Raw genomic sequence first — 22,322 nt, 5'->3', positions numbered from 1 at the left:
ACAGGGAGACTTATACGCCGTACATTTAAATTACTGCAAGCTCGATGGGGGAGCTCGGGCCTCCGCCGGGGAAGGGATCTGCAAGGGGCGCACAGACCCCCTAGGGGAGCACCCTGAGGCCCCGTCAGGCCTGTGGGTGCTCCCCCGGGCGGACCTCAGGCCCGCCCTCGCCGCTACGTCGGCAGGTCCGTCGCCGCTACGCCCTCTGGGTGAGGTCGTAGAAGATGACGCTGCCGACGGTGACCTTCTTGAAGGTCTTCTCCACCCAGGAGGTGATCTTCGACGAACCGCCCCGGCCACCGCCGGGGCCGTTGAAGCCGCCCCGTCCGCCGCCGATGAAGTAGTGGATCTTCCCCTCCGCGACGTACTCCTTGAACTGGGCGAGGGTCGGCGACGGATCACTTCCGTTGAAGCCGCCGATCGCCATCACCGGCTTCTCGGTGGCGAGTTGGTAGCTCGCGGCGTTCTGGGAGGCGATGGTCGCCGCCACCCAGGTGTAGTCGCCGGCGTCCTCCTTCAGCAGCGCCTTGGCCTTGGCGCTGACCTTGCTGCCGTTGAGCAGACCACCCATACCGCCCGCGCCGCCCATCCGCCCGGCGCCGCGCTCGCCCAGGCCGCCCGTCCGGCCGGGGAAGGCCTGCTGGCCAGGAGGGAGGAGCCGGCCGCCGGGCGTCTTGCCCTGGGCGGGCCGGCCCGGCTGGCCCTGGCCCTGGCCCGGCTGGCCCTGGCCCGGCTGCTGGCCCTGGCCCGGCTGGCCTTGACCCTGCGGACCTTGGCCCTGCTGGCCGGCACCGGGTGAGCCGCCCTGTGCGCCGCCCGGGAAGCCCCCGTCGCCGGGCCCGCCCATGGCGCCCCGCACGGAAGGCCCGGCCGTGATGATCGAGCCGCCCTTGGGTGTGTTGACCGTATCGAGGGTGTACGCGACCGGCCCGGCCAGCGCCGTCGCGAGCCCGGCCACCGCCGCCAACACGGCGCCCCGGCGGGCCAGACGCACCCGCGCGCCCGCCCGCACCGGCGCCCCGCCCGCATCCGACGCGCCGTCGGCCCCGGCCACCCCACCGTCCACCGGCGGTTCGTCCCGTACCGCCGCCGCACCGCCCCGTACCCGTACCGCCGCCACACCGCCGTCCCGTACCGCCGCTCCCGCCCACAGGCACACCAGCAGCCCCAGCGCCGCCAGCGCCCCGAGCGCCAGCACCGTCCAGCGCAGCCACGGCAGCCAGTCCGGTGACCGGTTCAGCAGCACGTACGACCATGCGGCGGTCACCGCGACCGTCGCGGCCAGCACGATCGACGCGAGCCGCCCGCCGCGCCGCCACAAGAGCGACGTGCCCGTCCCGACCAGCGCCGCGATATACGGGGCCAGCGCGATGTTGTAGTACTGGTGGAAGATCCCGGACATAAAGCTGAAGGTCGTGAACGTCATCAGCAGCGCGCCGCCCCAGACCAGGAACTCCGCCCGCTGACCGGCCTGTTCCGCGTCGCTCGCACGCCGGGCGCGCCACAGCACGCACACCGCCACGACCAGCAGGATCAGCGCGGCGGGCAGCAGCCACGCGATCTGCCCGCCCATGTCGGCCGAGAAGAGCCGGGTGATCCCGGTCTCCCCCCATCCGCCACCGCCGGGGCGGCCGCCGCCCCCGCCGACGCTGCCGGTCTCCTCGCCGGTGATCCGCCCGAGGCCGTTGTAGCCGAAGGTCAGCTCCAGGAAGCTGTTGTGCTGCGAACCGCCGATGTACGGGCGCGAGGCGGCCGGCCACAGCTCGACGATGGCCACCCACCAGCCGCCGGACACCACGACCGCCAGCCCGGCGAGCAGCAGCTGCCCGAGCCGTCGGCGCAGCGCGACCGGTGCGCAGCAGGCGTAGACCACGGCGAGCGGCGGCAGGATCAGCCACGCCTGCAGCGTCTTGGTGAGGAACCCGAGCCCGAAGCAGAGCCCGGCCAGCACCAGCCACTTAGTACGGCCGCCCTCAAGGGCGCGCAGCACGGCGGCGACCGCACAGACCATCAGGAGGCACAGCAGCGCATCGGGGTTGTTGAAGCGGAACATCAGGGCCGCGACCGGCGTCACCGCCAGCGTCCCGGCCGCGAGCAGCCCGGCGCCGGCCCCGAACCGGCGTCGTACGGCCGCGTACAGCACTCCGGCCGTCGCCACGCCCATCAGCGCCTCGGGCACCAGGATCGCCCAGGAGCTGAGCCCGAAGAGGCGTACGGACAGCGCCATCGGCCACAGCGCGGCCGGCGGCTTGTCGACGGTGATGGAGTTCGCGGCGTCGGAGGAGCCGAAGAAGAACGCCTTCCAGCTCTCGCTGCCGGCCTGTACGGCGGCCGAGTAGAACTGGTTGGCGTACTGGGACGCGGACAGGCTCCAGAGGTAGAGCACGGCCGTGACCAGCAGCAACGCCAGCAGTGCGGGCCGTGCCCAGCGCGGATCGGTGGGGTGTCCGCGCAGGATCCGCACGGGCCACGACGGCGTTGCGGCCGGTGTGGTGGACGGGAGCGGGGACGGAGGCGGGGACGGGTGCGGCGACGGGTGCGGGGTCATCGAGCGCTCCTGAAGGGGGCGGTGGGAGTGGCGGTGTGGGTCTCGGTGTCGCTGGCGCGGGCGGTGGCGGTGGCGGTGCCGGTGTCCCTGGCAGCAGGATCGCGGCGCTCGCGCTCCGGAAAGACCCAGGCCCGGAAGAGCAGAAAGCGCAGCACCGTCGCCGCGAGGTTGGCCGCGATCAGCACCGCGAGTTCGGTGCCGTGCGAGGGATCGCCGCTCGCGGCGTCGAGGGCGGCGAGGGATCCGCTGGTCAGGGCCAGCCCGATGGCGAAGACCACCAGCCCCTGCGCCTGATGGCGGACCGCCCGGTCCCGCCCCCGTACGCCGAAGGTCAGCCACCGGTTGGCGGCCGTATTGCCGATGGCCGACACCAACAGTGCGGCGGCGTTGGCCAGTTGGGGGCCCGCCCCGAGCCGGAAAAGGGAGTAGAGGGCCAGATAGAGCAGGGTGCTGAGCCCGCCGACCACACAGAAGCCGACGAGCTGACGTGCCAGCCCGCCCGGCACTCCGGACAGCTCGCGGTCCCGCGGGTCGTCCCCGAACGGCCGGGCCAGCCGGTCCAGCGGCAGCGCGCCGGTCGCCAGCGCCCGCCCCACCCGCCATACGCCCTTGAGGTCGTCGGCGGCCGTCCGCACGATGTGCACGGTGCTGTCGGGGTCGTCGACCCAGTCCACCGGCACCTCGTGGATCCGCAGCCCGGCCCGCTCCGCGAGCACCAGCATCTCGGTGTCGAAGAACCAGCCGGTGTCCTCGATCAACGGCAGCAGCCGTTCCGCCACGTCTCCCCGTATGGCCTTGAATCCGCACTGCGCGTCGGAGAAGCGCGCGGCGAGCGAACCCCGCAGGATGAGGTTGTACGTCCGCGAGATGAACTCCCGCTTCGGCCCGCGCACGACGCGTGCGCTGCGGCTGAGCCGGGAGCCGATCGCCAGATCCGAATGCCCGGAGATCAGCGGCGCGACCAGCGGCAGCAGGGCGTTCAGGTCGGTGGACAGATCGACGTCCATGTATGCCAGCACCGGCGCCTCGGACAGCGACCACACCGTACGCAGCGCCCGGCCGCGCCCCTTCTGCTCCAGCCGTACGGCCGTGACCTCGTCGATCGCGTCGTCGAGGCGGGCGGCGACATCCGGCGTACGGTCGGTGCTCGCGTTGTCGGCGATGGTGATCCGGAACCCGTAGGGGAAGGTCCGGGCGAGGTGTTCATGCAGGCGCCGGACGCATCGTTCGAGATCACGTTCCTCGTTGTAGACGGGGATGACCACATCGAGGACGGTGGCGATCTGGCCGAGACGCAGATGCTCGCGTGGCGGTAGGGAGCCCAGTGGCATGCGGGGCGGCTGAGTCGTCGTCATGACAACGACACTCGCCAACTCCGCTGTCATGGCCGTGTGGTGAGCCTGTGGCCGGGCTGTGAGTCCGTGTGAGCCGCGGTCGCACCTAGGGGGCCCGCGAGGTGGGTGACGCTGGCGAGGCGGGCGAGACGGGCAGGGCCGACGAGGCGGGCGAGGCAGACGAGGCAGGCGAGGCAGGCGAGGCCACGGTCGGAGGCCGGTCACCCTCCCGGCCAGGGCGGCTCCCGGGCCCCGCCGCCGGCAACGTCACCGTGAAGACCGTCCGCCCCGGCACGCTGTCGACCCCGACCGTGCCGCCGTGCGCGGCCACCACCGCCTGCACGATCGCCAGCCCGAGGCCCGTACTTCCGGCGGCACGCGACCGCGAGGCGTCACCGCGCGCAAACCGCTCGAAGACATGCGGGAGAAGACCGGCCGGGATGCCGGGGCCGTCGTCCTGCACCTCCAACTGGACGACGGGGCCGGGGGCGTCGCCGTGCCGTGCGGCAGCCGAGGCGCGCACCCGAGCCGTCACCGTCGTCCCCTCTGGCGTGTGCGTACGCGCATTGGCCAGCAGGTTCACCAGAATCTGGTGCAGCCGCCCGCCATCGCCGTACACGAGCGCCGGGTCGTCCGGCAGCTCCAGCCGCCACCGGTGGCCGGGGCCGGCCGCCCGCGCATCGCTGACCGCGTCCACCACCAACGGCGAGAGATCAGTGCTCTCGTACGAGAGCGGGCGTCCGGAATCGAGCCGGGCGAGCAGCAGCAGGTCCTCCACCAGCCCGGTCATCCGCTCCGCCTCCGACTCGATCCGAGCCAGCGCGTGCCGGGTCTCCGGGCCGGGCTGCTCGCGCCCGCGCCGGGTCAGCTCGGCATAGCCCCGGATCGACGTCAGCGGCGTACGCAGCTCATGGCTGGCGTCGGCGACGAACCGCCGCACCCGCATCTCGCTCTCCTGACGGGCCGAGAGCGCCGAGCCGACATGCCCCAGCATCCGGTTCAGCGCCGCACCGACCTGCCCCACCTCCGTACGGCCATCCGCCTCGGGCCCCGGCACCCGTACGTGCAGCGCCACCTCGCCCTGATGGAGCGGGAGTTCGGAGACGCGGGTGGCGGTGGCGGCGACCCTGCGCAGCGGCCGCAGCGCGATCCCGACCATGGTGGAGCCGGCGATTCCGGCCGCGATCAGTCCGGCGACCGTCACACACAGCTCGATGAGTACGAGCCTGCCGACCGTGTCCTGGACGTAGCCGAGCGGCAGTCCGAGCACCAGCGAGCCGTCCTTGGCGGACTTCACGCGGTAGTCGCCGAGCCCGGGGAGCTCGGCGGTGTGCGGCGCGCCGTCCCGCGGCACCGTGTTCAGCGCCGCGATCTGCTCACCGGTCAGCCCTGCCAGCCGCTCCGCGGGCACCCGGCTCGTCGAGTGGCTCAGCTTCGCCCCGGTCTCGATCGTGCCGCCGGGCCCGACCCGCGCACCCACCGTCCCCAGCGGCTGGCCTCCCATCGCCACGAAGTCGAGCGTCTCGCCCCGCATCGGGTCATGCGGCGGCGGCCTCTGCGCCCGCCCCACGGATTCCCCGAGCTGCCGGTCCAACTGCCCCTGCAGATAGGAATGCAGCGCAATCGTCGTCACCACGCCGATGACGGCCCCGACGACAGCGATCAGCGCAACGGCCGACACAACGAGCCGCGTACGGAGGGACCAGCGGCGCCGGGTCGCTGGTGCGGGAGTGGAGGCGGACGCGGAACTAGGCCCGGGACCGAGGCCGGGACCGGAACCGGGACAGAGGCCGGGACCGGGGCTGGGGCCGGAACCGGAACCGGGACTGAAGCCCGACCCGGGACTGAAGCCCGACCCGGCCATGGATGACGTGATCCAGCAGGCCGGTGAAGTGGACACCCGCCTATCCGCCCGGCTTGATCAGATATCCCGCGCCCCGCCGGGTGTGAATCATCGGCGTCCGCCCCGCGTCGATCTTCCGCCGCAGATACGAGATATACAGCTCCACGACGTTCGCCTGGCCGCCGAAGTCATAGCTCCAGACCCGGTCGAGGATCTGCGTCTTGCTCAGCACCCGGCGCGGATTGCGCATCAGATACCGCAGCAGCTCGAACTCGGTGGCCGTCAGATGGATCTCCTGGCCGTCCCGCCACACCTCGTGGCTGTCCTCGTCGAGCACCAGGTCGCCCACCGTCAGCCGCGATTCACTCCGTGCGGCAGCCGCCCCGGCCCGGCGCAGCAGCCCCCGCAGCCGGGCCACCACCTCCTCCAGGCTGAACGGCTTGGTGACGTAGTCGTCGCCGCCCGCCGTGAGCCCGGCGATCCGGTCCTCGACCGCGTCCTTGGCGGTCAGGAACAGCACCGGCACATCCGGGAGTTCCCTGCGCAGCCGCCCGAGCAGCGTCAGCCCGTCCATGTCCGGCAGCATCACGTCGAGCAGCACCGCATCCGGCCGCCAGCTACGGGCGGAGCGCAGCGCGCCTGCGCCATCGCCCTCCGAGCGGATGTCCCAGCCCTCGTAGCGCAGCGCGAGCGACAGCAGATCGGCGAGCGAGGACTCATCGTCCACGACCAGCACCCGTACGGGGCTGCCGTCGGCCCGCAACAGCTCCGGCTGCTTCCCGGGCGCGCCCCTGGAAGACGAGGCCGAACCCGGCACACGAAGGGACGCTGCGGACGACGAAATCACGGTCATGCCCGCGAGCTTGTCCCGCCCCCGTGAGAGCTCCCTTGCCCCTTTCTGTGAATCTCCTGAGAATCCACCTCCCCCTGTCGTTCCTGCCCCTGCCCTGCCCCCGCTCTTCCCGTCCCCCCTCCCCCGCTTTCCTTCCCCCGCGCTTCCCCTCCCCCTAGCTACCCCTCGCCCCTAGCTCCCCCTCGCCCCCGCCCGCGACCGACCTGGGCCGCCCCCCGCGCGGTCCAGGTCCATCACCACTCCCCAAGCATTGCAGCCACCACTGACAATCACTCTGACCAGCGCATTCGCTCCCCTTACGGCCACTTACCGCCCCAGGTCCCGCGCCTGTCGCCCCGCCCCGTACCGTCGCCCCATGAGACTCCTCGCCCTCTCCGGCAGTCTGCGCGCCCGCTCCTCCAACGGGGCGGTGCTGCGTTCCGCGCTCGGCCTCTGGGACGGGCCGGCGACCACCGCCGACATCGGCGCGCTGCCGCACTTCAACCCTGATCTGGACGGCGAGGACGCCACGCCCCCCGCCCCCGTCGCCGCCCTGCGCACCGCCGTCGCGGCCGCCGACGCGCTGCTCCTCGTCAGCCCCGAGTACGCGCACGGAGTCCCCGGTGTCCTCAAGAACGCGCTCGACTGGCTGGTCAGCAGCGGCGAATGCGTCCACAAGCCGGTAGCCGTGCTCACCGCGTCCCCGTTCCCCACCGGCGGCGACCACGCCAACGCCCAGCTCCGCGAGACCCTTCGCATGATGACCGGCGAGGTCGTCACGGCTGCCTGCCGCGAAATCCCCGCCATCGGCCCGAAGATCGACCCCGCCACGGAACGCGTCACGGACGAGCCCACCCTCGCCGACCTGGCCACCGCCATGGCTCACCTGGCCGCGGCGACCGCCGCCCCCCTCACCCGCTGACGGCCCGCACCCCGAACAGCCGCGCCGCGTTCCCGTAACAAACCCCCCGCAGCCACTCCTCCCCCATCTCCAACCGGGTCAGCGCCTCCAGCGCATGGGCGTACCCGTAGGGGATGTTGGGGAAGTCGCTGCCGAACAGGACCCGTTCGCCGAGGTCCGCGAGCCGGCCGCGTTCCGCCGGCGGAAAGGGCGCGGCCCGCTCGGAGAAGTCCGTGAAGGCCATCGTCGTATCGAGGTACACCCCTGCGTAGCGCTGCGCGAGGTCCAGGAAGTCGGCGTACTCCGGCATCCCCATGTGCGCGATGATCAGCCGCAGTCGAGGGTGGCGGGCCAGCAGCGCCGCGATCGGCTCGGGCCCGGTGTGCTTCCCCGGCACGGGCCCCGACCCGCAGTGGACCACCACCGGAACCCCCGCCTCCGCTATGGCCCCCCACACCGGATCGAGCAGCACACCGGCCGGGTCGTACGCCCCCACCTGCACATGTGCCTTGAAGACCCGGACCCCGCCGGCCAGTTCGGCCCGGACATACGCCCCGGCCCCGTCCTCCGGGAAGAACGTCGCGGTCCGCAGGCAGTCCGGCGTACGAGCCGCGAAATCGGCCGCCCAGCCGTTGAGCCACTGCGCCATCCCCGGCTTGTGCGGGTAGACCATCGACGTGAACGCCCGTACGCCGAAGCCGCGCAGCACCGCCAGCCGCTCGTCCTCCTCGACGCGGTAGGCGATCGGCCAGGTGCGGCCCACCAGCGGCCCGGCGGCGTCGAAGTACGCCCAGACCTTCGCCATCACCCGTGCGGGCATGAAGTGCGTATGCACATCGATCAGGCCCGGCAGCCCCAACTCCCGCCAGAACGCACCGACCCGCTCATCACCATCCGCCACCCAGGCCCCCTCCCCACGGCTCCGGCCACCTCGCAGCCCCCAGCCCCAAGCCCCAAGCCCCCACTATCGGACCGGCAGCCCCCATCAGAACTATCGGACCGGCGGCCCCATCAGAAAAGCCCCTCCTGCTCCCCCTCCTTCCCCTCCTCCCTCCCGGCCCGCGCCCCCGTCCGGTACGCCGCCGCCCGGACCGGAACGGTCGTCCGCCGCCCCGAAGCCGCCCCCAGCACCCATCCCGACAACACCCAGGCATCCAGCACCGCGACGTCCCCACCGCCGCCACCGCCGCCACCGGCCGCGTCCGCCTCCCCCGCCAGCCGCAGATACACATCCGAGCCCACCCCGGCCAGCACCTCGCCCACGATCTCCGCGCCCGGCGCCATTCCGCCCAGCTCCGCCGCCCCGGCCGGAATGCGGTCGAGCCCGAACAGCTCCGTATGGTCCGTACAGGCGAACTCCACCGGCTCCAGCGCCTCCGGCCAGCCCGTCAACCCCCTTGCCCGTTCATGCAGTCGAGCCAGCTCGGCGGCCCGCTCCGGCACCGGCGGCAGCGCCCCGCGCGCCGCCCGCTTGGCCGCCTTCGCGAACCGGTCGGGCACCGCCAGCGCGCTCCCCAGCAGTGCCTCCGCCCGCCGCGCCGCCATCAAGGGCCCGCGCCCCAGCCAGGCGTACGCCACCGCGCCCTGCTCCACCAGGCGCGCCGGACCACGCTCGGCGGCCGTGATCCCCACCTTGAGCAGGCCAGGGCCGAAGTACGCGAGATAGACGCCGTACGGACGCGGATCGTCGGCCATGGTGTCGGCGGCCACCGACCGCGAACGGTCCAGCTGGGCACAGCGCGCGCACTGGTCCCTGGCGCTCGCACCGTCGAGCACCGCCGCATACGGGCACACGATCCAGCGGCCGGCCCGCCGCACGCCCAGGCAGCGCCGCTCCCCCAGCGCGGCGAACGCGAGCGGCTTGCCTTCCGGAAGCATGCTCACCCGCTCCTCGCCCCGCTCGGCGCAGTACCAACCGAGCCGCTGCCCGAACCGCCCCTTTGGCCCCGGCACCGACCCCGACCCGCCGCCTGACCCACTACCTGACCAGCGCGGTCCCGTACATCGCCACACATCGCCAGCGTACGACCACCCACTGACAACGCCCCCGCCCACACCGGACTCCCGCGCCGCCGGCTCCAGCCGCGCCGCCAGGCTCCACCCGCGCCACTCTCACGCCACCAACCCACGGCCCCCCGCACCTGCACCTGCACCCGGCCCCGCACCCACACCCGCACCTACACCCGCACCCGCACCCGCACCCGCACCCCGAAACGTGCTCCGATACGCCCGCGGCGACACCCCCAGCGCCGACTGCAGATGCTGCCGCAGCGAGGCAGCCGTCCCGAAGCCCGCCTCCGCCGCGATCCGGTCCACCGTCAGATCCGTCTCCTCCAGCAACTGCCGGGCCCGCTCGATCCGTTGCTGGGTCAGCCACTGCAGCGGCGAGACCCCGACCTCCTCCCGGAAGCGCCGGGTGAAGGTCCGTACGCTCATCGCCTCCCGCGCCGCCAGCTCCCGCAGGCTCAGCGGCCGCTCCAGGTTTTCCAGCGCCCAGGACCGCGCCGCCCCCGTGGAGGACAGCTGCGGTTCCGGCATCGGCCGCCGGATGTACTGCGCCTGACCGCCCTCCCGGTGCGGCGGCACGACCGTGCGCCGGGCGACATCGTTGGCCACCGCCGCCCCGTGATCACATCGGACCATGTGCAGACACAGATCGATCCCCGAGGCGACCCCGGCCGCCGTCAGGACGTCCCCCTCGTCCGTGTACAGCACATCCGCATCCAGCTCGACGGCCGGGAACAGCCGGCGGAAGTCGTCCACCGACCGCCAGTGCGTGGTCGCCCGCCGCCCGTCCAGCAGCCCGGCCGCGGCCAGCACGAACGCCCCCGTGCAGATCGACGCGATCCGGGTCCCCGGCCGGATCAGCCGCAGCGCCTCGGCCATCGCACCGCTCAGCAGCCCGGCACACCGCTCCTCCCCGAGGTCGTAGTCCGCCCCGGACGCCGGTACGACCACGGTGTCGGCCTCCGCCAGCGCCTCCGGACCGTGCGCGACATTCACCGTGAAGTCGGTATCCGTACGCACCTCACCGGGCCGCAGCGCGCACGTCACCAGCTCGTAGAGCTTCTCCCCGTCGGCCGACCTGGCCTCCCCGAAGATCCGGTGCACGATCCCCACCTCGATCGGCAGCATCCCGTCCCGCACCAGCACCGCCACCCGATGCCGCCGCCCACCGGCCCCCTGCTCCACCCATTCGGCTCCCATGGCCCGATCCTTGCACACTATGACCATCCGGCCACTCGTCCGCCGCCCCGCCCCCGCCGGACAGTGGACGCCATGAAGGTCCTCTGGCTGTTCGCCCACCCCGACCAGCGCTCCCTGAGCGGCGCCCTCAAGACGGAGGGCCTGCGCACCCTCGAAGCCCACGGCCACCAGTACCGCGTCTCCGACCTGTACGCCATGAAGTGGAACCCGGTGGTCGACGCCGCCGACTACGACCACGACCCGGCAGCCCGCCTCCACATCGGCGAGGCCTCCGAACACGCCTACACCCACGGCCACTTGAGTCCCGACATCGCCTCCGAACAGCAGAAGCTCACCTGGGCGGACACGCTGATCATCCAGTTCCCCCTCTGGTGGTACGGAATGCCGGCCATCCTCAAGGGCTGGTTCGACCGCGTCTTCATCAAGGGCTTCGCCTTCGGCCTCACCGACCCCGCCACCGGCCGCCCCCGCCGCTACGGCGACGGCAGACTCACCGGCAAGCGCGCCATGGTCGTCACCACCGCCGGCGCCCGCGCCGCGACCCTCGGCCCGCGCGGCGTCAACGGCGACCTCAACGACCTCCTCTTCCCCCTCCAGCACGGCACCCTCTGGTACACGGGGATCTCCGTCGTCCCGCCCCTCCTGATACCGGGCGCGGACCGCACCACCCCCACCACCTACGCGACAGCCACCACCCGCCTACGGGACCGCCTCCACACCCTCCCCACCACCACCCCACTCCCCTTCCGCCACCAGAACACCGGCGACTACGACGACAACCTCCTCCTCCACCCCCACCTCCCCCCGCCCCCCACAGGCCCAGCCGCCCACTACACCGCCCCACCCCCACCCGCACACACCTGACGCCCGACCCCCACCCCCACACCCACAGGGCACCAAAACGCAAAAAGCCCCAGAAAATACCCACAAAGGGCACTCAAGGGCACGCAAGGGCACGCAAAAAAGCCGCAGACCCAGCGGACGTAAATCCACTGGGCCTGCGGCATCAGTAGCGGGGACAGGATTTGAACCTGCGACCTCTGGGTTATGAGCCCAGCGAGCTACCGAGCTGCTCCACCCCGCGTCGGTTGCCCTAACAGTACGCGACTCCCGCACCAACGCCTAATCGTTTCTCCCATTCCCCCTCAGACACCCCCGTAGACACGTACCGTCGGGCCTGACCGCATGGGGGAGGGAGCGGCTGTGCTGTACGCACACGAGGTGATCCTCAACGAACTCGCGCAAGGGCTCAGACCTGTGGCTGAGGGGGTCGAGTGGTTCGAGGGCCTCTCGGAGGATGACCAGCGCAAGACCGTGCACGCACTGGCGCTGTTCTGCGGGCAGGCCCGCGCGCGGGAGGACGATGTGCCGGCGAGCATCGCGCGCTCCGGCATTCGCCCCACTCACACACCCGCAGTGATGCTCACGAAATGGCGCTTCGGAATGGACCGACTTCCTGCCTACGAACTCACGAAGTCATTTCGCCTACTCGTCGCCCTCTTCACCATCGCCGATACCCGCAGGCGAACGCTGCACTGCATCGGCAGCTGCAGTCACGAGTGGCACAACCTCGCGGAGCAGTCTTGAAACCCGCCGTGGCGGCAACGTCACCCCACAGGTAGCCGATAGACCACCCCTGACCAGCAACTCTGGTGCGGGACTTAAGCCTTGAACGCTTCACCAGGGCCCGCGCCGCGGGCTCGTCGGACCAACCTCCGGATCGCCCCGCCGCGGAACACCAGACACACCTCCAGCTCGCTTCTGGCCGCCCTGAAGATCCACCGAAGATCACTCAGCGCATCCTGCGGCAACCACACACCGCGATGACGATGGAGGCCCCCGCCGAGGCGAGTAAGCAAGAGCTGCGATCACCCCTGGGCCAGCCCTCCGAGGCGAGGGGTGGCACCGGCTGACCCGGTTGCCGTACTTCGCTGCTGTACGGCACGACAAAGCCCCCGTCCGGATGACCCGGCGGGGGCTTTGACCTGCTGTGCGCTCGGCAGGATTCGAACCTGCAACCTTCTGATCCGTAGGCGGGTGCGCTTGTATCCCGCAGGTCGAAACGCAGCCTCTGCGGCCCGTGGCTCACCACCTGACCGTTTACATGAGTCGCCCTACATACGCCACCATTGATGTCAGGGATTGATGTCAGTCGGTCCGACCAAGCAGACCGGCGACTCTCCACTCGCCAGGCCGGGAGGGGGACCTGCTTCCCGGGCCGGGCAACCCGGGTTCAGGTCTCACGAGCGCCTACCTGCTCCTGCACGATGGCAAGTGCCACCGCATGATCCACCGCAGCGCACCATGACTCAGTGCGCTGATTCATCAACAAACCCAGGCAGACGCCCCACCAGGCCCCGGCGCTGGATCTCCAGTCACTGTCAGCCGTTAACCAATCTCGCCAACGAGGCGTCACAGAGGCGTCACGCACGGTACGGTTCCTGCACGAGCCGCAGCCCGGCTCGTGTCGGTGCGGATTGGCTGGGGGAATGAAATGGCTCAAGTTATCGCCATGTTCAATAACAAGGGTGGCGTCAGCAAGACGACGACTTGCTTCAATCTTTCCTGGATGCTTGCCGAGCGCGGAAAAACTGTAATCATGGTTGACGCCGACCCGCAATGCAATCTCACCGGCATGGTCCTCGATCTAACTCAGGTCGATGCACTAGATCAATTCTATTCAGATCACCCCAACCAGAATCTCCGGGACGCCCTCGACCCGGCATTCCAATCTCGCCCTCGCCCTCTTGTCCCTGTAGATTGCGTCCCCGTCAAGGGACGCGAGGGGCTGTACCTAATCCCTGGGCACGTCGGATTGGCAGAAGATGAGGTGTCCCTAGGAGTTGCGCAGCAGCTTTCGGAATCGATTCAGGCCTTGAAGAATCTCCCCGGAAGCTTCTCCCACCTCTTCGATATTACCGCCGAGAAATATAAAGCAGACTACGTGATTCTCGATCTCAGCCCGGGCCTAGGGTCGATCAATCAGAACCTCGTATCCATCTCCGACTATTTCATTGTCCCTGCAAGCCCAGATGTCTTCTCCGTGATGGCGATGGATTCACTAGCGCGAGTTTTGCCAAAATGGATGCGCTGGGCGGAACGGGCAGCCGAATTGGATGCACTGGCTAAAGCGGACTACATTTTCCCCCGACCCAAGCTCAAGTTCATGGGCACCATCGTGCAGCGTTACAGGCTCAAAAATGGCGCACCGACTATTGCGTTTCAAGAGTACTTCGACGCGCTCGATGGAGCCATTACCAACACACTCGTCCCTGCGCTTCGATCCAGCGACTTGATGCTCAGCGAGGCCGCCTATTCAGGAGTCGGCGAGGAGCCGCCCTACCGCCTTGCCTCAATTCCGGACTTCAATACCCTGATCGCCAACTCCCAGCAGAGTCGAAAGCCGGTCTTCATGCTGACGAAAGAGGATGTAGGCCGCGGCGGTAGCGTATGGGAGGCGACCGAGGTCAACATTCGAAAGTTCCACGAAACTTTTGACAGCTTGGCCGGCCGAGTCGAGCAGCTGACAGGGCAGTCCCAGTAGTGTCCACTAAGCGCCTATTTGACTTCGAAATTGAAGTCAAGCGTGCACGCGATCTGGTCGGCATCGGCCAGTCGCTGTCATCTATCACGAATGGCCTGGTAGGCGGAGAGGACCACTTCAGGTCGGCGCTAGTGCACGCAGTGGCAGCCCTTGACTCTTACATTCACGGCGTTGTGTTGGACAGAGCTGTGGACATTTTGATGGGTCGCCTTAAAATCGCCGCCGCATCGAAGGTTGGCTTGAGCTTCTCAGCTATCGGAAATATCATGTCTGCGGGCCCCCCGGGTAGCGCGGCTGTCGAACTTAGCGCTCGAACTTATGTTGCCGAGCGGCTTGGGTTAGAAACATTTCAACGTCCGGATGACATCGGCTCGGCCTTGTCGATGGTGGGAATTTCGAAGATCTGGTCAAAGGCCTTCCCCATCGATGCACATGCACACAAAACAGCCCTCGGAGTAATTGTGAGTCGCCGAAATCGCATAGTCCATCAATGCGATCTTGACCCTCTGCCGGGTGGCAACACCACGCCAATCACTCCAGAAGATGCACTGGACGCTATTTCCACAATCGAGCGCATCGTTGTCAGGTTGGATGCGTGCTGCTGATGGGGCCCGCATTGGTCGCCGTCCTTCACCCCGTATGGCGCTCGATATAGGCGGGGATGCCGGCGCGCAAGCACTTCCAAAATCAGGTTCCCAACAGCCGACGGCCATCGCGGGTCCGCACCTGCGCCCCCCGGCATTAAGCCCATCAAGCACCCGCACCCCGTACGCCTCCACGGGCTCCTACGGGTCAGCAACCGCGAACTCCTGCCCCTCACACCGGACTTCTTCAACCTGGTCTCCGTCCCCTTCTCCTACGACCCGCGGGCCACCGCACCGAACTGGGAACGGTTCCTGCACCAGGTCTGGCCGGATGACCAGGCTTCCATCGACGCCCTCCAGGAGTGGTTCGGCTACGTGCTCTCCGGCCGCACCGACCAGCAGAAGATCCTGCTCATCGTCGGCCCGACCCGGTCCGGCAAAGGCACCATCGCCCGCGTCATGGCCGAGCTGGTGGGTCGCGGCAACCTGGCCGGCCCCACCCTCGCCGGTCTGGGCAGCAACTTCGGGCTCTCCACGCTGCTGGGCAAGCCGCTGGCCATCATCTCCGACGCCCGGCTCTCCGGCCGCGACGGCGGGCAGGTCGTCGAGCGCCTGCTGACCATCTCGGGCGAAGACACCATCGACATCGACCGCAAGTTCCGCGACCCGTGGACGGGCAAGCTGCCCACCCGCCTGATGATCCTGTCCAACGAGCTGCCGAACTTCGGCGACTCCTCCGGCGTGATCGCCCGCCGCTTCATCGCGCTGAACATGACGGTCTCCGGGCTCGGCAAGGAAGACACCGATCTCACGGACAAGCTCGCCGCCGAGATGCCCGGCATCCTCAATTGGGCCCTCGACAGACTGGCCCGCCTCGAGGAGAAGGGCCGCATCACCGAACCGCCCTCCTCACGGGAGGCGGTCACGACCATGCAGGACACGGCCTCGCCCACCTCGGCTTTCGTCCGCGAGTGCTGCCAGACCGGCCCGGCCGTAGACGTGACCGTCGACGCCCTGTGGGCTGTCTGGAAGGACTGGGCCGAGGACAACGGCGTACGCAGCGTCGGCACGAAGCAGATGTTCGGCCGCAACCTCCAGTCCGTCGTCCCGCAGCTGCGGCGTACCCGCCCCCGCAACGACACCGGCAAGCAGGTGCCGACCTACACGGGCATCACGCTGATCAACTCGCCCCACAGTCACCCGGGCCGGGACTCAACGCGACTCAGCACCATCGAACCGACCTTGAGTCGCGATGAGACGCGACCCAACGCATTGCGGACTCAACAGGACGACGCCCAACCCGTCGGCATCTCCGGGCCCAACGTCGGCCCCCGTGTCCGCTGCCAGACCCCCACCGTCCGGTACGGCCCGTACGGAAACCCGCACTGCCGCGACTGCCGCTGAACCGCGACCGGGAGGGGCCGCCATATCGGCCCCTCCCCTAAGGGGGCACCCCGTGAGCATCGCCTTGCCCGAGATGCCCACCGCCGTCACCGTACCGGAGGTGATGGCGGCCCTGCGGCTCAGCCGCAGCAAGGTCTACGACCTGATCCGCTCCGGCACCCTGCCGAGCTTCACCGAGGGCCGCACCCGCCGCATTCCCCTCGACGCACTCCGCACCTACATCCACAACAAGCTTGAGGAGGCTGCCTGATGGCGAAGAGGCGCGCCAACGGAGAAGGCACGATCACGAAGCGCACCGACGGCCGCTATCAGGCAGCCGCGTACGTTTACCGGCCCGACGGCACACGAGTGCGGAAGTTCGTCTACGGCAAGACGCGCGAGGAGGTGGGCGGCAAGCTCATCGAACTCCAGGAGAAGACCCGGCAGGGCATCCCGGCCGCCACGTCCGCCATACCGTTCGGCGACTTCCTCACCTACTGGCTCGCCGCCATCGCGCCCGCCCGCCTCAAGCCCGCGACGCTCAACAGCTATGAGGGCCTTTCGCGGCTTTACATCAAACCCGCCCTCGGCAAGAAGAAGCTCAACCGCCTCTCCCCTACCGACATCCGGTTGTTCCTGGCGGAGTTCAAGGGCGGCTGCCTCTGCTGCCTGCGAGGCGTCGACGCCGCACGCGCCAAGGAAGACCGGACGTGCTGCGCCGTGAACAAGTGCTGCAAGCGGCGGCCGTCGGCACGCACCGTCCAGTACGTCCATGCCGTACTCCGGTCCGCGCTCCAGCAGGCCGTCCGTGAAGAACTCGTCGCCCGCAACGTCGCCCGGATCGTGGAGACGCCCAGCATCGAACGCCAGGAGGTACGCCCGTTGGACGCCGCAGAGGCGAAAATCCTGCTCAGGACGGCCCGCAACCACCGCCTCTACGCCCTGTGGCTGTTGCTCATCTCCACCGGCCTGCGCCGCGGAGAAGCCCTCGGGCTCAGCTGGTCGGACATCGATCTGGCGGCCGGCCAGCTCCGGGTCCGTCGCAATCTCCAGCGCATCAAGCGCGAGCTGCTCTTTGGCACGCCGAAAACGGCTCGGTCGCTCCGGACGGTGTCGCTGCCCCGGAAGTGCGTAGCCGCCCTCATCGACCACCAGGCGCAGCAGGAGCAGGAGCGGAAGGTGGCCGGCGCCAAATGGCAGCCGGTCCCCGGGCACCCGAGCGGCCTGGTCTTCACCACGGCCACCGGCCGGGCGACGGACCCACGCAGCCTCAACCGCATGCTCACGATCCTCTGCCGGGACGCCAAGGTGCGGCGCGTACGGGTGCACGACCTCCGGCACACCTGCGCCTCACTGCTGCTGGCCCAGGGCGTCGACGCCCGCACGATCATGGAGACACTCGGCCACAGCACCATCACGATGACGCTGGACACCTACGCGCACGTGATGCAGACCACTCTCAAGGCGGCGGCCGACCGGATGGACGACGCCCTGGGGGTTGACGAGCCGACCGAGGACGAGGAGGGCGGTCCGGGGTGCGCGCCGGCCGCGTGACGGAGACCGACCCCCGCGTTGATGTCACCCGCTGATGTCAAAGGCCCCCTGGACGATGTCCAGGGGGCCTTTGACCTGTGTGCGCTCGGCAGGATTCGAACCTGCAACCTTCTGATCCGTAGTCAGATGCTCTATCCGTTAAGCTACGAGCGCTTGGCTTTCCGGCGGTTTTTCTTGCCGGTCGGCGTTGCGGGAACAACATTACATGACCTGCGGCGTGAGGCGAAATCCATTAGGCGTAGCGGCTCTGACCTGCGGAAATGCCCTCGGGGGCGGGAATCCGGGGAGCTGCCGGGGCCGGGGGAAGGGCGAGTTCTACGCCTGCTGTGACGCGGGCCACTTGCGAGTCGCTTGCGGGGTCGCTTGCGGGTCACTTTGGGGCTCGGTCGGCCTCTGTCGGTCTCCGCGTCCTCTGCGGTCTCCGCGCCCCCTGCCGGTTTCGGTGACCTCCGCCGGCCTCCGCAGCCTCCGCCGGTTTCGGTGCCCTCCGCCGGTTCCCCACTTCCAGCCCTGAGCCCCTACGCACCCCTCACACACGCCCCACGCACACCCACGCAGGCCACGCACGCCCCAGGCACGCCCACGCACCCCGCACAAAAAGCGTTCAGGCCCCGGTCGGAGTGACCGGGGCCTGAACGAAGGAGAGCGGAGGCGGAGGGATTTGAACCCTCGATGGGGGGTAAGCCCCAAACCGCATTAGCAGTGCGGCGCCATAGACCGGACTAGGCGACGCCTCCACGCACCCCACACGCGCGCATGCACGCTGTGGTGTGTCCAGATGATGGCACAGCTACAAGGGCTGTCACCAATCGCCCCCTACGGTACTAGGCGCGCGGGCCACCCGGCAAAGACGTTCCTGCGGCGCAACGTCGGGGGCGGCGACGCGTTAGGGAGTGTGGGGCCGTGGCGACACGCGTGTCGTGCGCCCCCGGCGTGTACGTACCGCGTACCGCCTCGCACTCGCCTCTCTGGAGCCTGTGATGCTGCACCGCCGGACCCCGTATCTCCTCGCCGCGGCCACCACCGCCGCCACCGCCGCGCTGGCCCTGGTGTCGCCCGCCGCGTCGGCCGCCCCGATCCCGCTGCCGCACCACCGGGCCGAAGACGGCGTGGTGGGGGCGAAGGCGGGGGCGGGGGCGGGGGCGGGGCATGGTCGCCACGGGTCGGGAAGTCGTCCGGGGCTTCTCGGGGGCACCGTCGCCACGGACACGGGCAACGTCTCCGACCTCGCCAGGCTCACCAAGATCACCAAGTTCACGAAGATCGCGAAGGCCATGAAGGTCAGCGACCTCACCGGGGTTCCCGATGCCATCGGTGACTACGGGGTGGTGGATCAGCACGGGCCCGTCGGGCACGGCGGTCGTCAGGCGGCGCGCGCGCACGCGCCCGGGGACCACCTCACCATTGCCGTGCGCAACTCCGGGTCGGCCGACACCGATGGCACGTTCGAGCTGTACTGCCACCCCGGGCGCGGCAACCACGCCGATGCCAAGGGCGCCTGCGACAAGCTGGACCAGATGACGAAGTGGGGCAAGGACCCGTTCGCGCCCGTGCCGAGGGATGCGCAGTGCACGATGATGTACGGCGGGCCGGCCACCGCGCGTGTCATCGGGATCTGGGCGGGGCGTCCCGTCGACGCCGAGTTCAAGCGCACCGACGGATGTGAGATCAGCCGCTGGAGCCGCTTTGAACCCGTGCTGCCCCGGACGACTTTGTGACCCGTTTCGTGCCGTAGTAGCGCGCCAGGTCAGGACGAGGGGCACATGTCGGGCGTGCGGTGAGACGCGCACCGGCGTGGCATTGCCTCCTCGTCATCCGCCTCCGCGTCGCGGGCAAGTGCCCGTAGACTCCATCTCAGCGATCCGTCCCGGCGGGTCGGCACGGTGCGGTAACAGGAGGGAAGCGTCTCGTGAGCAGCAGGCCATCCCGAGGCGCTGCTCGCCTCGCAGCCATACTCGACGCCCTCCCCGACGCCCTGCTGCTGGTCAACTGCAACGGCACGGTGGTCAACGCCAACACCATCGCGCTGGAGACCTTCGAGGCGCCGGGTACGGCCCTGGTGGGGCGCGGGCTGCTCGATCTGCTGCCGTCCTTCGACTCCAAGCGCATTCCGGGCTCCATGCGGCGCCGGGACGAGGAGAGCGAGGGGGGCCGGACGAAGCCGACGCGGATGGTCGCGCGGCGGACGGACGGGACCGAGCTGCTGGTCGAGGTGACCAGCGCCAATCTGGAGGACGGGCGCACCCCGTACGAGAGCGCCTTCGAGGCCGCCTACGCCGATCACCGCAACGGCTACACGGGCGACGAGCTGCTGATGCTCGTCGTGCGGGATCTGACCGGGACGCTGGACACCGAGACCGAGCTGGCCCGCCAGCAGCGGCAGACCGAGATGATCCTGCGGGCTGCGGCCGAGGGTGTGGTCGGGGTCGATGCGGAGGGGAAGGTCGTTCTCGTCAATCCGTCGGCCGCGCAGATTCTGGGCTACCGGGCGAGTGAGCTGGGCGGCAAGGAGCTGCATCCGCTCATTCATCACTCGCGGGCGGACGGGTCGGCGCTGCCGTGGGAGGACACGCCGCTGGCCGACACGCTCAAGTCCGGGCGCAAGCACCGGGTGCGGGGGCAGGCGCTGTGGGCGAAGGACGGGCGGGCGGTGGCCGTCGATCTGACGACGGCGCCGGTGCGGGACGGCGAACAGCTGGTCGGCGCGGTGATGACGTTCACCGACCGGCGCGCCCTCGACGCGCTGGCGGCGCGGCACGCGCAGCTGCTGGCCGTGCTGGAGCAGGCGCTGCGCGGTCCGCTGGAGGAGCTGAAGGGCGAGCTGGGCACGCTCGCGTCCGATCCGGCCGGCCAGCTGTGGCCCGAGGCGAACCAGATCCTGCACCACCTCGCGGCCGGTCACGCCCGGATGACGACGCTGGTGGACAACGTGCTGAGCTACCAGCGGCTGGATTCGGGCCGGGAGAAGCTCAACCGCACCAAGGTGTCGCTGGACGCGGTGGTGGCGGCGGGCGTGGAGGGTGCGGTCGAGCTGATCGGGCCCGGTCGGGCGCAGTTCGCGGTGCACGCGCCGCCGATAGAGGCGACGGTCGACGCGGAGCGGATCGCGCAGGCACTGTCGCATCTGATCGCGGACGTCGCGGGGGTGGACTCCACGGGCCGGATGCCGGCCGGTGCGGGTGCACCCGGCGCGGGCGGGCGTACGGGGGCGATCCCCGGCGACTCGACGATCGTGGTGGCGGCGGCCAAGCGCGGCGACGTCGTACGGATCGAGGTGCGCGGGCCGTTCGGCGGCGGCGACCCGGTCCATGAGCCGATCGTGCGCGGGATCGTGCGGCAGCACGGCGGGCTGATGCAGACGCACGACATTCCGGGGGCGCCGGGTGGCGGTGCGGGCGGCAGCGCGTATGTGTTGGAGCTGCCGGTGGCGGCGGACGGCACGGCGGCGGCCGGCGCGGACCAGGCCGACGGGGTGGTCGGGCCGGTCGGCAATGAGACGACGGTGATGCCGGTACCGGCGGCCCGTGCGCGCGGCACGCAGGGGGATGCGGCGGACGGCGGCCAGGCGGCCGCGGGCGAGCGTGCGGAGGGTGCCGAGCACGGCCTGGCGGCGGGTGCCGGCCGGCCGGTGGCCGGTGGCGCGGGCGGTCCCGGTACGGAGGGCGGTGGGGCGCAGCCGACCGGTCGTCGGCGGGCCCGGCGCCCGGGTGCCGAGCAGGACGCGGCGTCGTCCACGACGGCGGCGGACGGCGGCCCCGGCACCGGTGGTGGGCACGAGGCCCATGACGGAGCCGGTGAGGGTGCGCAGGGCGACGAACGGGGCCCGCAGGCGCGGCCGCAGGACGGCGGTGCGGCGGCGGGCACGGACGGCAGGGGGCTGCCGCCGGGTATGGCGGGGGCCGAGGCCGTACCGCCTACCGGGCGGCGTCGGGCCCGGCAGGGCGCGCCGGAGGGCGGCGGGCTGCCCGCGCTCCCGGCCGGCGCGGGCCAGGCGTCCGGGCAGCAGCCGGGCCGTCCGGCAGCCGGTCCAGCCGGTCCAGCCGGTCCTCAGGAGCCGGCGACGGGTGCTCCGGCCAACGGGCCGACGGGGGCTCCGGCCGGTGCCGGCCCCTCGGCGCCGGGTCCCGCCTCGGGTCCCGGGCAGCCGCAGCCCGCCGTTGCGGGGCAGGTCGCTCCGGTTCCGCCGCAGGGCCAGGCCCCGGCCCATCCCTCGGCGCACATCCCCGGCCAGGCCCACGCGCCCGGCCAGGCGCAGCTCGCGGGGCAGCCGCAGGGCCTGGGCCCCGTCCAGCCGAGCGGCCGACGGGCGCGCCGGGCGCTGGCCGAGGCGCCCGAGCGCACCCCGCAGGCCGCGGCTGCCGGTGCCCAGCAGTCGGGCGGTGCGCGTACGGCCTTCGCGCTGCCTCCTGCCGCGGCGGACCAGACCCCGCAGCCGGCGCAGTCCGCGCTGCCGGCGCTGCCCGCGGCCGCCGGCCACGTGCCCGCGCAGGCGGCCGCCGCGCAGGACGGCGCCACGCCGGGGTTGATCCGCTCGACGTTGGCGCGGAACTCCGCCTCGTCGAAGCGGACCGCCTCGGCGATGTCCGTCTTGG

The 22,322-nt window shown here is 70.6% G+C and carries 17 protein-coding genes and 3 tRNA genes; 10 read left to right on the top strand and 10 right to left on the bottom strand.

What is annotated here, in order from left to right:
* Nucleotides 1-196: 196 nt before the first annotated feature.
* The 4 genes from ACWD6P_RS15560 to ACWD6P_RS15545 form a co-directional block, all read right to left on the bottom strand.
* Nucleotides 197-2,548 (bottom strand): ArnT family glycosyltransferase, encoded by a 2,352-nt coding sequence (locus ACWD6P_RS15560; RefSeq protein ID WP_451444599.1) that lies wholly within the window; start codon nt 2,546-2,548, stop codon nt 197-199.
* On the bottom strand, nt 2,545-3,903 hold the full coding sequence (locus ACWD6P_RS15555; RefSeq protein WP_451444598.1) for a glycosyltransferase: 1,359 nt from the start codon (nt 3,901-3,903) through the stop codon (nt 2,545-2,547). The genes ACWD6P_RS15560 and ACWD6P_RS15555 overlap by 4 nt, the downstream gene beginning before the upstream one ends.
* An 85-nt stretch (nt 3,904-3,988) precedes the next feature.
* Nucleotides 3,989-5,563 carry a sensor histidine kinase gene (locus ACWD6P_RS15550; RefSeq protein ID WP_451444597.1) on the bottom strand — a complete coding sequence of 525 codons (1,575 nt, stop codon included), beginning with the start codon at nt 5,561-5,563 and terminating at the stop codon, nt 3,989-3,991.
* Between the two features lie 223 nt (nt 5,564-5,786).
* Nucleotides 5,787-6,488, bottom strand: coding sequence for a response regulator transcription factor (locus tag ACWD6P_RS15545; RefSeq protein WP_451444679.1), 702 nt, complete (start codon nt 6,486-6,488; stop codon nt 5,787-5,789).
* Between the two features lie 445 nt (nt 6,489-6,933).
* Here ACWD6P_RS15545 and ACWD6P_RS15540 point away from each other — a divergent pair, with 445 nt between their 5' ends.
* Nucleotides 6,934-7,479, top strand: a complete 546-nt coding sequence (locus ACWD6P_RS15540) for an NADPH-dependent FMN reductase (protein WP_451444596.1) — start codon at nt 6,934-6,936, stop codon at nt 7,477-7,479.
* Here the strand turns inward: ACWD6P_RS15540 and ACWD6P_RS15535 are convergent.
* The 3 genes from ACWD6P_RS15535 to ACWD6P_RS15525 all read right to left on the bottom strand — a co-directional run bounded on the left by ACWD6P_RS15535 (nt 7,469) and on the right by ACWD6P_RS15525 (nt 10,665).
* Entirely contained in the window at nt 7,469-8,359 is an 891-nt protein-coding gene (locus ACWD6P_RS15535) for an amidohydrolase family protein (protein ID WP_451444595.1), read from the bottom strand. The genes ACWD6P_RS15540 and ACWD6P_RS15535 overlap by 11 nt on opposite strands.
* A gap of 110 nt (nt 8,360-8,469) precedes the next feature.
* A complete protein-coding gene (locus ACWD6P_RS15530) occupies nt 8,470-9,342 on the bottom strand; it encodes a DUF2797 domain-containing protein (protein ID WP_451444594.1) in 873 nt (290 codons plus the stop codon).
* A gap of 228 nt (nt 9,343-9,570) precedes the next feature.
* Nucleotides 9,571-10,665 (bottom strand): GlxA family transcriptional regulator, encoded by a 1,095-nt coding sequence (locus ACWD6P_RS15525; protein ID WP_451444593.1) that lies wholly within the window; start codon nt 10,663-10,665, stop codon nt 9,571-9,573.
* 72 nt (nt 10,666-10,737) lie between these two features.
* Here ACWD6P_RS15525 and ACWD6P_RS15520 point away from each other — a divergent pair, with 72 nt between their 5' ends.
* Nucleotides 10,738-11,529 carry an NAD(P)H-dependent oxidoreductase gene (locus ACWD6P_RS15520; protein ID WP_451444592.1) on the top strand — a complete coding sequence of 264 codons (792 nt, stop codon included), beginning with the start codon at nt 10,738-10,740 and terminating at the stop codon, nt 11,527-11,529.
* Nucleotides 11,530-11,675: 146 nt separating this feature from the next.
* Here ACWD6P_RS15520 and ACWD6P_RS15515 read toward each other — a convergent pair.
* A tRNA-Met gene (locus ACWD6P_RS15515) sits at nt 11,676-11,749 on the bottom strand.
* Between the two features lie 119 nt (nt 11,750-11,868).
* Between ACWD6P_RS15515 and ACWD6P_RS15510 the strand changes: the two genes are divergently transcribed.
* The 6 genes from ACWD6P_RS15510 (at nt 11,869) to ACWD6P_RS15485 (ending at nt 17,730) form a co-directional block, all read left to right on the top strand.
* A complete protein-coding gene (locus ACWD6P_RS15510) occupies nt 11,869-12,252 on the top strand; it encodes a DUF5958 family protein (RefSeq protein ID WP_451444591.1) in 384 nt (127 codons plus the stop codon).
* 925 nt (nt 12,253-13,177) lie between these two features.
* A complete protein-coding gene (locus tag ACWD6P_RS15505) occupies nt 13,178-14,209 on the top strand; it encodes a ParA family protein (protein ID WP_451444590.1) in 1,032 nt (343 codons plus the stop codon).
* Nucleotides 14,209-14,814 carry a hypothetical protein gene (locus ACWD6P_RS15500; RefSeq protein WP_451444589.1) on the top strand — a complete coding sequence of 202 codons (606 nt, stop codon included), beginning with the start codon at nt 14,209-14,211 and terminating at the stop codon, nt 14,812-14,814. Before ACWD6P_RS15505 ends, ACWD6P_RS15500 begins: the two co-directional genes overlap by 1 nt.
* An 81-nt stretch (nt 14,815-14,895) precedes the next feature.
* Complete coding sequence (locus ACWD6P_RS15495; protein WP_451444678.1) at nt 14,896-16,197, top strand: DNA primase family protein; 1,302 nt, start codon at nt 14,896-14,898, stop codon at nt 16,195-16,197.
* Nucleotides 16,198-16,249: 52 nt separating this feature from the next.
* The gene (locus tag ACWD6P_RS15490) at nt 16,250-16,447 is read left to right on the top strand and encodes a helix-turn-helix domain-containing protein (protein WP_451444588.1); all 198 of its coding nucleotides are present in this window, start codon (nt 16,250-16,252) and stop codon (nt 16,445-16,447) included.
* Nucleotides 16,447-17,730, top strand: coding sequence for a tyrosine-type recombinase/integrase (locus ACWD6P_RS15485; RefSeq protein ID WP_451444587.1), 1,284 nt, complete (start codon nt 16,447-16,449; stop codon nt 17,728-17,730). The genes ACWD6P_RS15490 and ACWD6P_RS15485 overlap by 1 nt, the downstream gene beginning before the upstream one ends.
* Before the next feature lie 80 nt (nt 17,731-17,810).
* Here ACWD6P_RS15485 and ACWD6P_RS15480 read toward each other — a convergent pair.
* Together ACWD6P_RS15480 and ACWD6P_RS15475 are read right to left on the bottom strand one after the other, a co-directional pair.
* Nucleotides 17,811-17,883, bottom strand: a tRNA-Arg gene (locus ACWD6P_RS15480).
* A 493-nt stretch (nt 17,884-18,376) separates the two neighbouring features.
* Nucleotides 18,377-18,467, bottom strand: a tRNA-Ser gene (locus ACWD6P_RS15475).
* A 537-nt stretch (nt 18,468-19,004) separates the two neighbouring features.
* Here ACWD6P_RS15475 and ACWD6P_RS15470 point away from each other — a divergent pair.
* Nucleotides 19,005-19,448 carry an SSI family serine proteinase inhibitor gene (locus tag ACWD6P_RS15470; RefSeq protein ID WP_451444677.1) on the top strand — a complete coding sequence of 148 codons (444 nt, stop codon included), beginning with the start codon at nt 19,005-19,007 and terminating at the stop codon, nt 19,446-19,448.
* Nucleotides 19,449-19,639: 191 nt separating this feature from the next.
* On the top strand, nt 19,640-22,322 hold a 2,683-nt coding region (locus tag ACWD6P_RS15465), incomplete at its 3' end, for a PAS domain-containing protein (protein WP_451444586.1).

It is taken from the genome of Streptomyces sp. NPDC002446 (assembly GCF_053595675.1).
This window is presented reverse-complemented; position numbering and strand designations above follow the sequence as displayed.

Excerpts from the sequence above, each read along its gene's own strand:
- ACWD6P_RS15470 (WP_451444677.1), top strand. The coding sequence starts at position 19,005 with ATGAAGGTCAGCGACCTCACCGGGGTTCCCGATGCCATCGGTGACTAC.
- ACWD6P_RS15540 (WP_451444596.1), top strand. The coding sequence starts at position 6,934 with ATGAGACTCCTCGCCCTCTCCGGCAGTCTGCGCGCCCGCTCCTCCAAC.
- ACWD6P_RS15555 (WP_451444598.1), bottom strand. The coding sequence starts at position 3,903 with ATGACGACGACTCAGCCGCCCCGCATGCCACTGGGCTCCCTACCGCCA.
- ACWD6P_RS15485 (WP_451444587.1), top strand. The coding sequence starts at position 16,447 with ATGGCGAAGAGGCGCGCCAACGGAGAAGGCACGATCACGAAGCGCACC.
- ACWD6P_RS15525 (WP_451444593.1), bottom strand. The coding sequence starts at position 10,665 with ATGGGAGCCGAATGGGTGGAGCAGGGGGCCGGTGGGCGGCGGCATCGG.
- ACWD6P_RS15520 (WP_451444592.1), top strand. The coding sequence starts at position 10,738 with ATGAAGGTCCTCTGGCTGTTCGCCCACCCCGACCAGCGCTCCCTGAGC.
- ACWD6P_RS15560 (WP_451444599.1), bottom strand. The coding sequence starts at position 2,548 with ATGACCCCGCACCCGTCGCCGCACCCGTCCCCGCCTCCGTCCCCGCTC.
- ACWD6P_RS15505 (WP_451444590.1), top strand. The coding sequence starts at position 13,178 with ATGTTCAATAACAAGGGTGGCGTCAGCAAGACGACGACTTGCTTCAAT.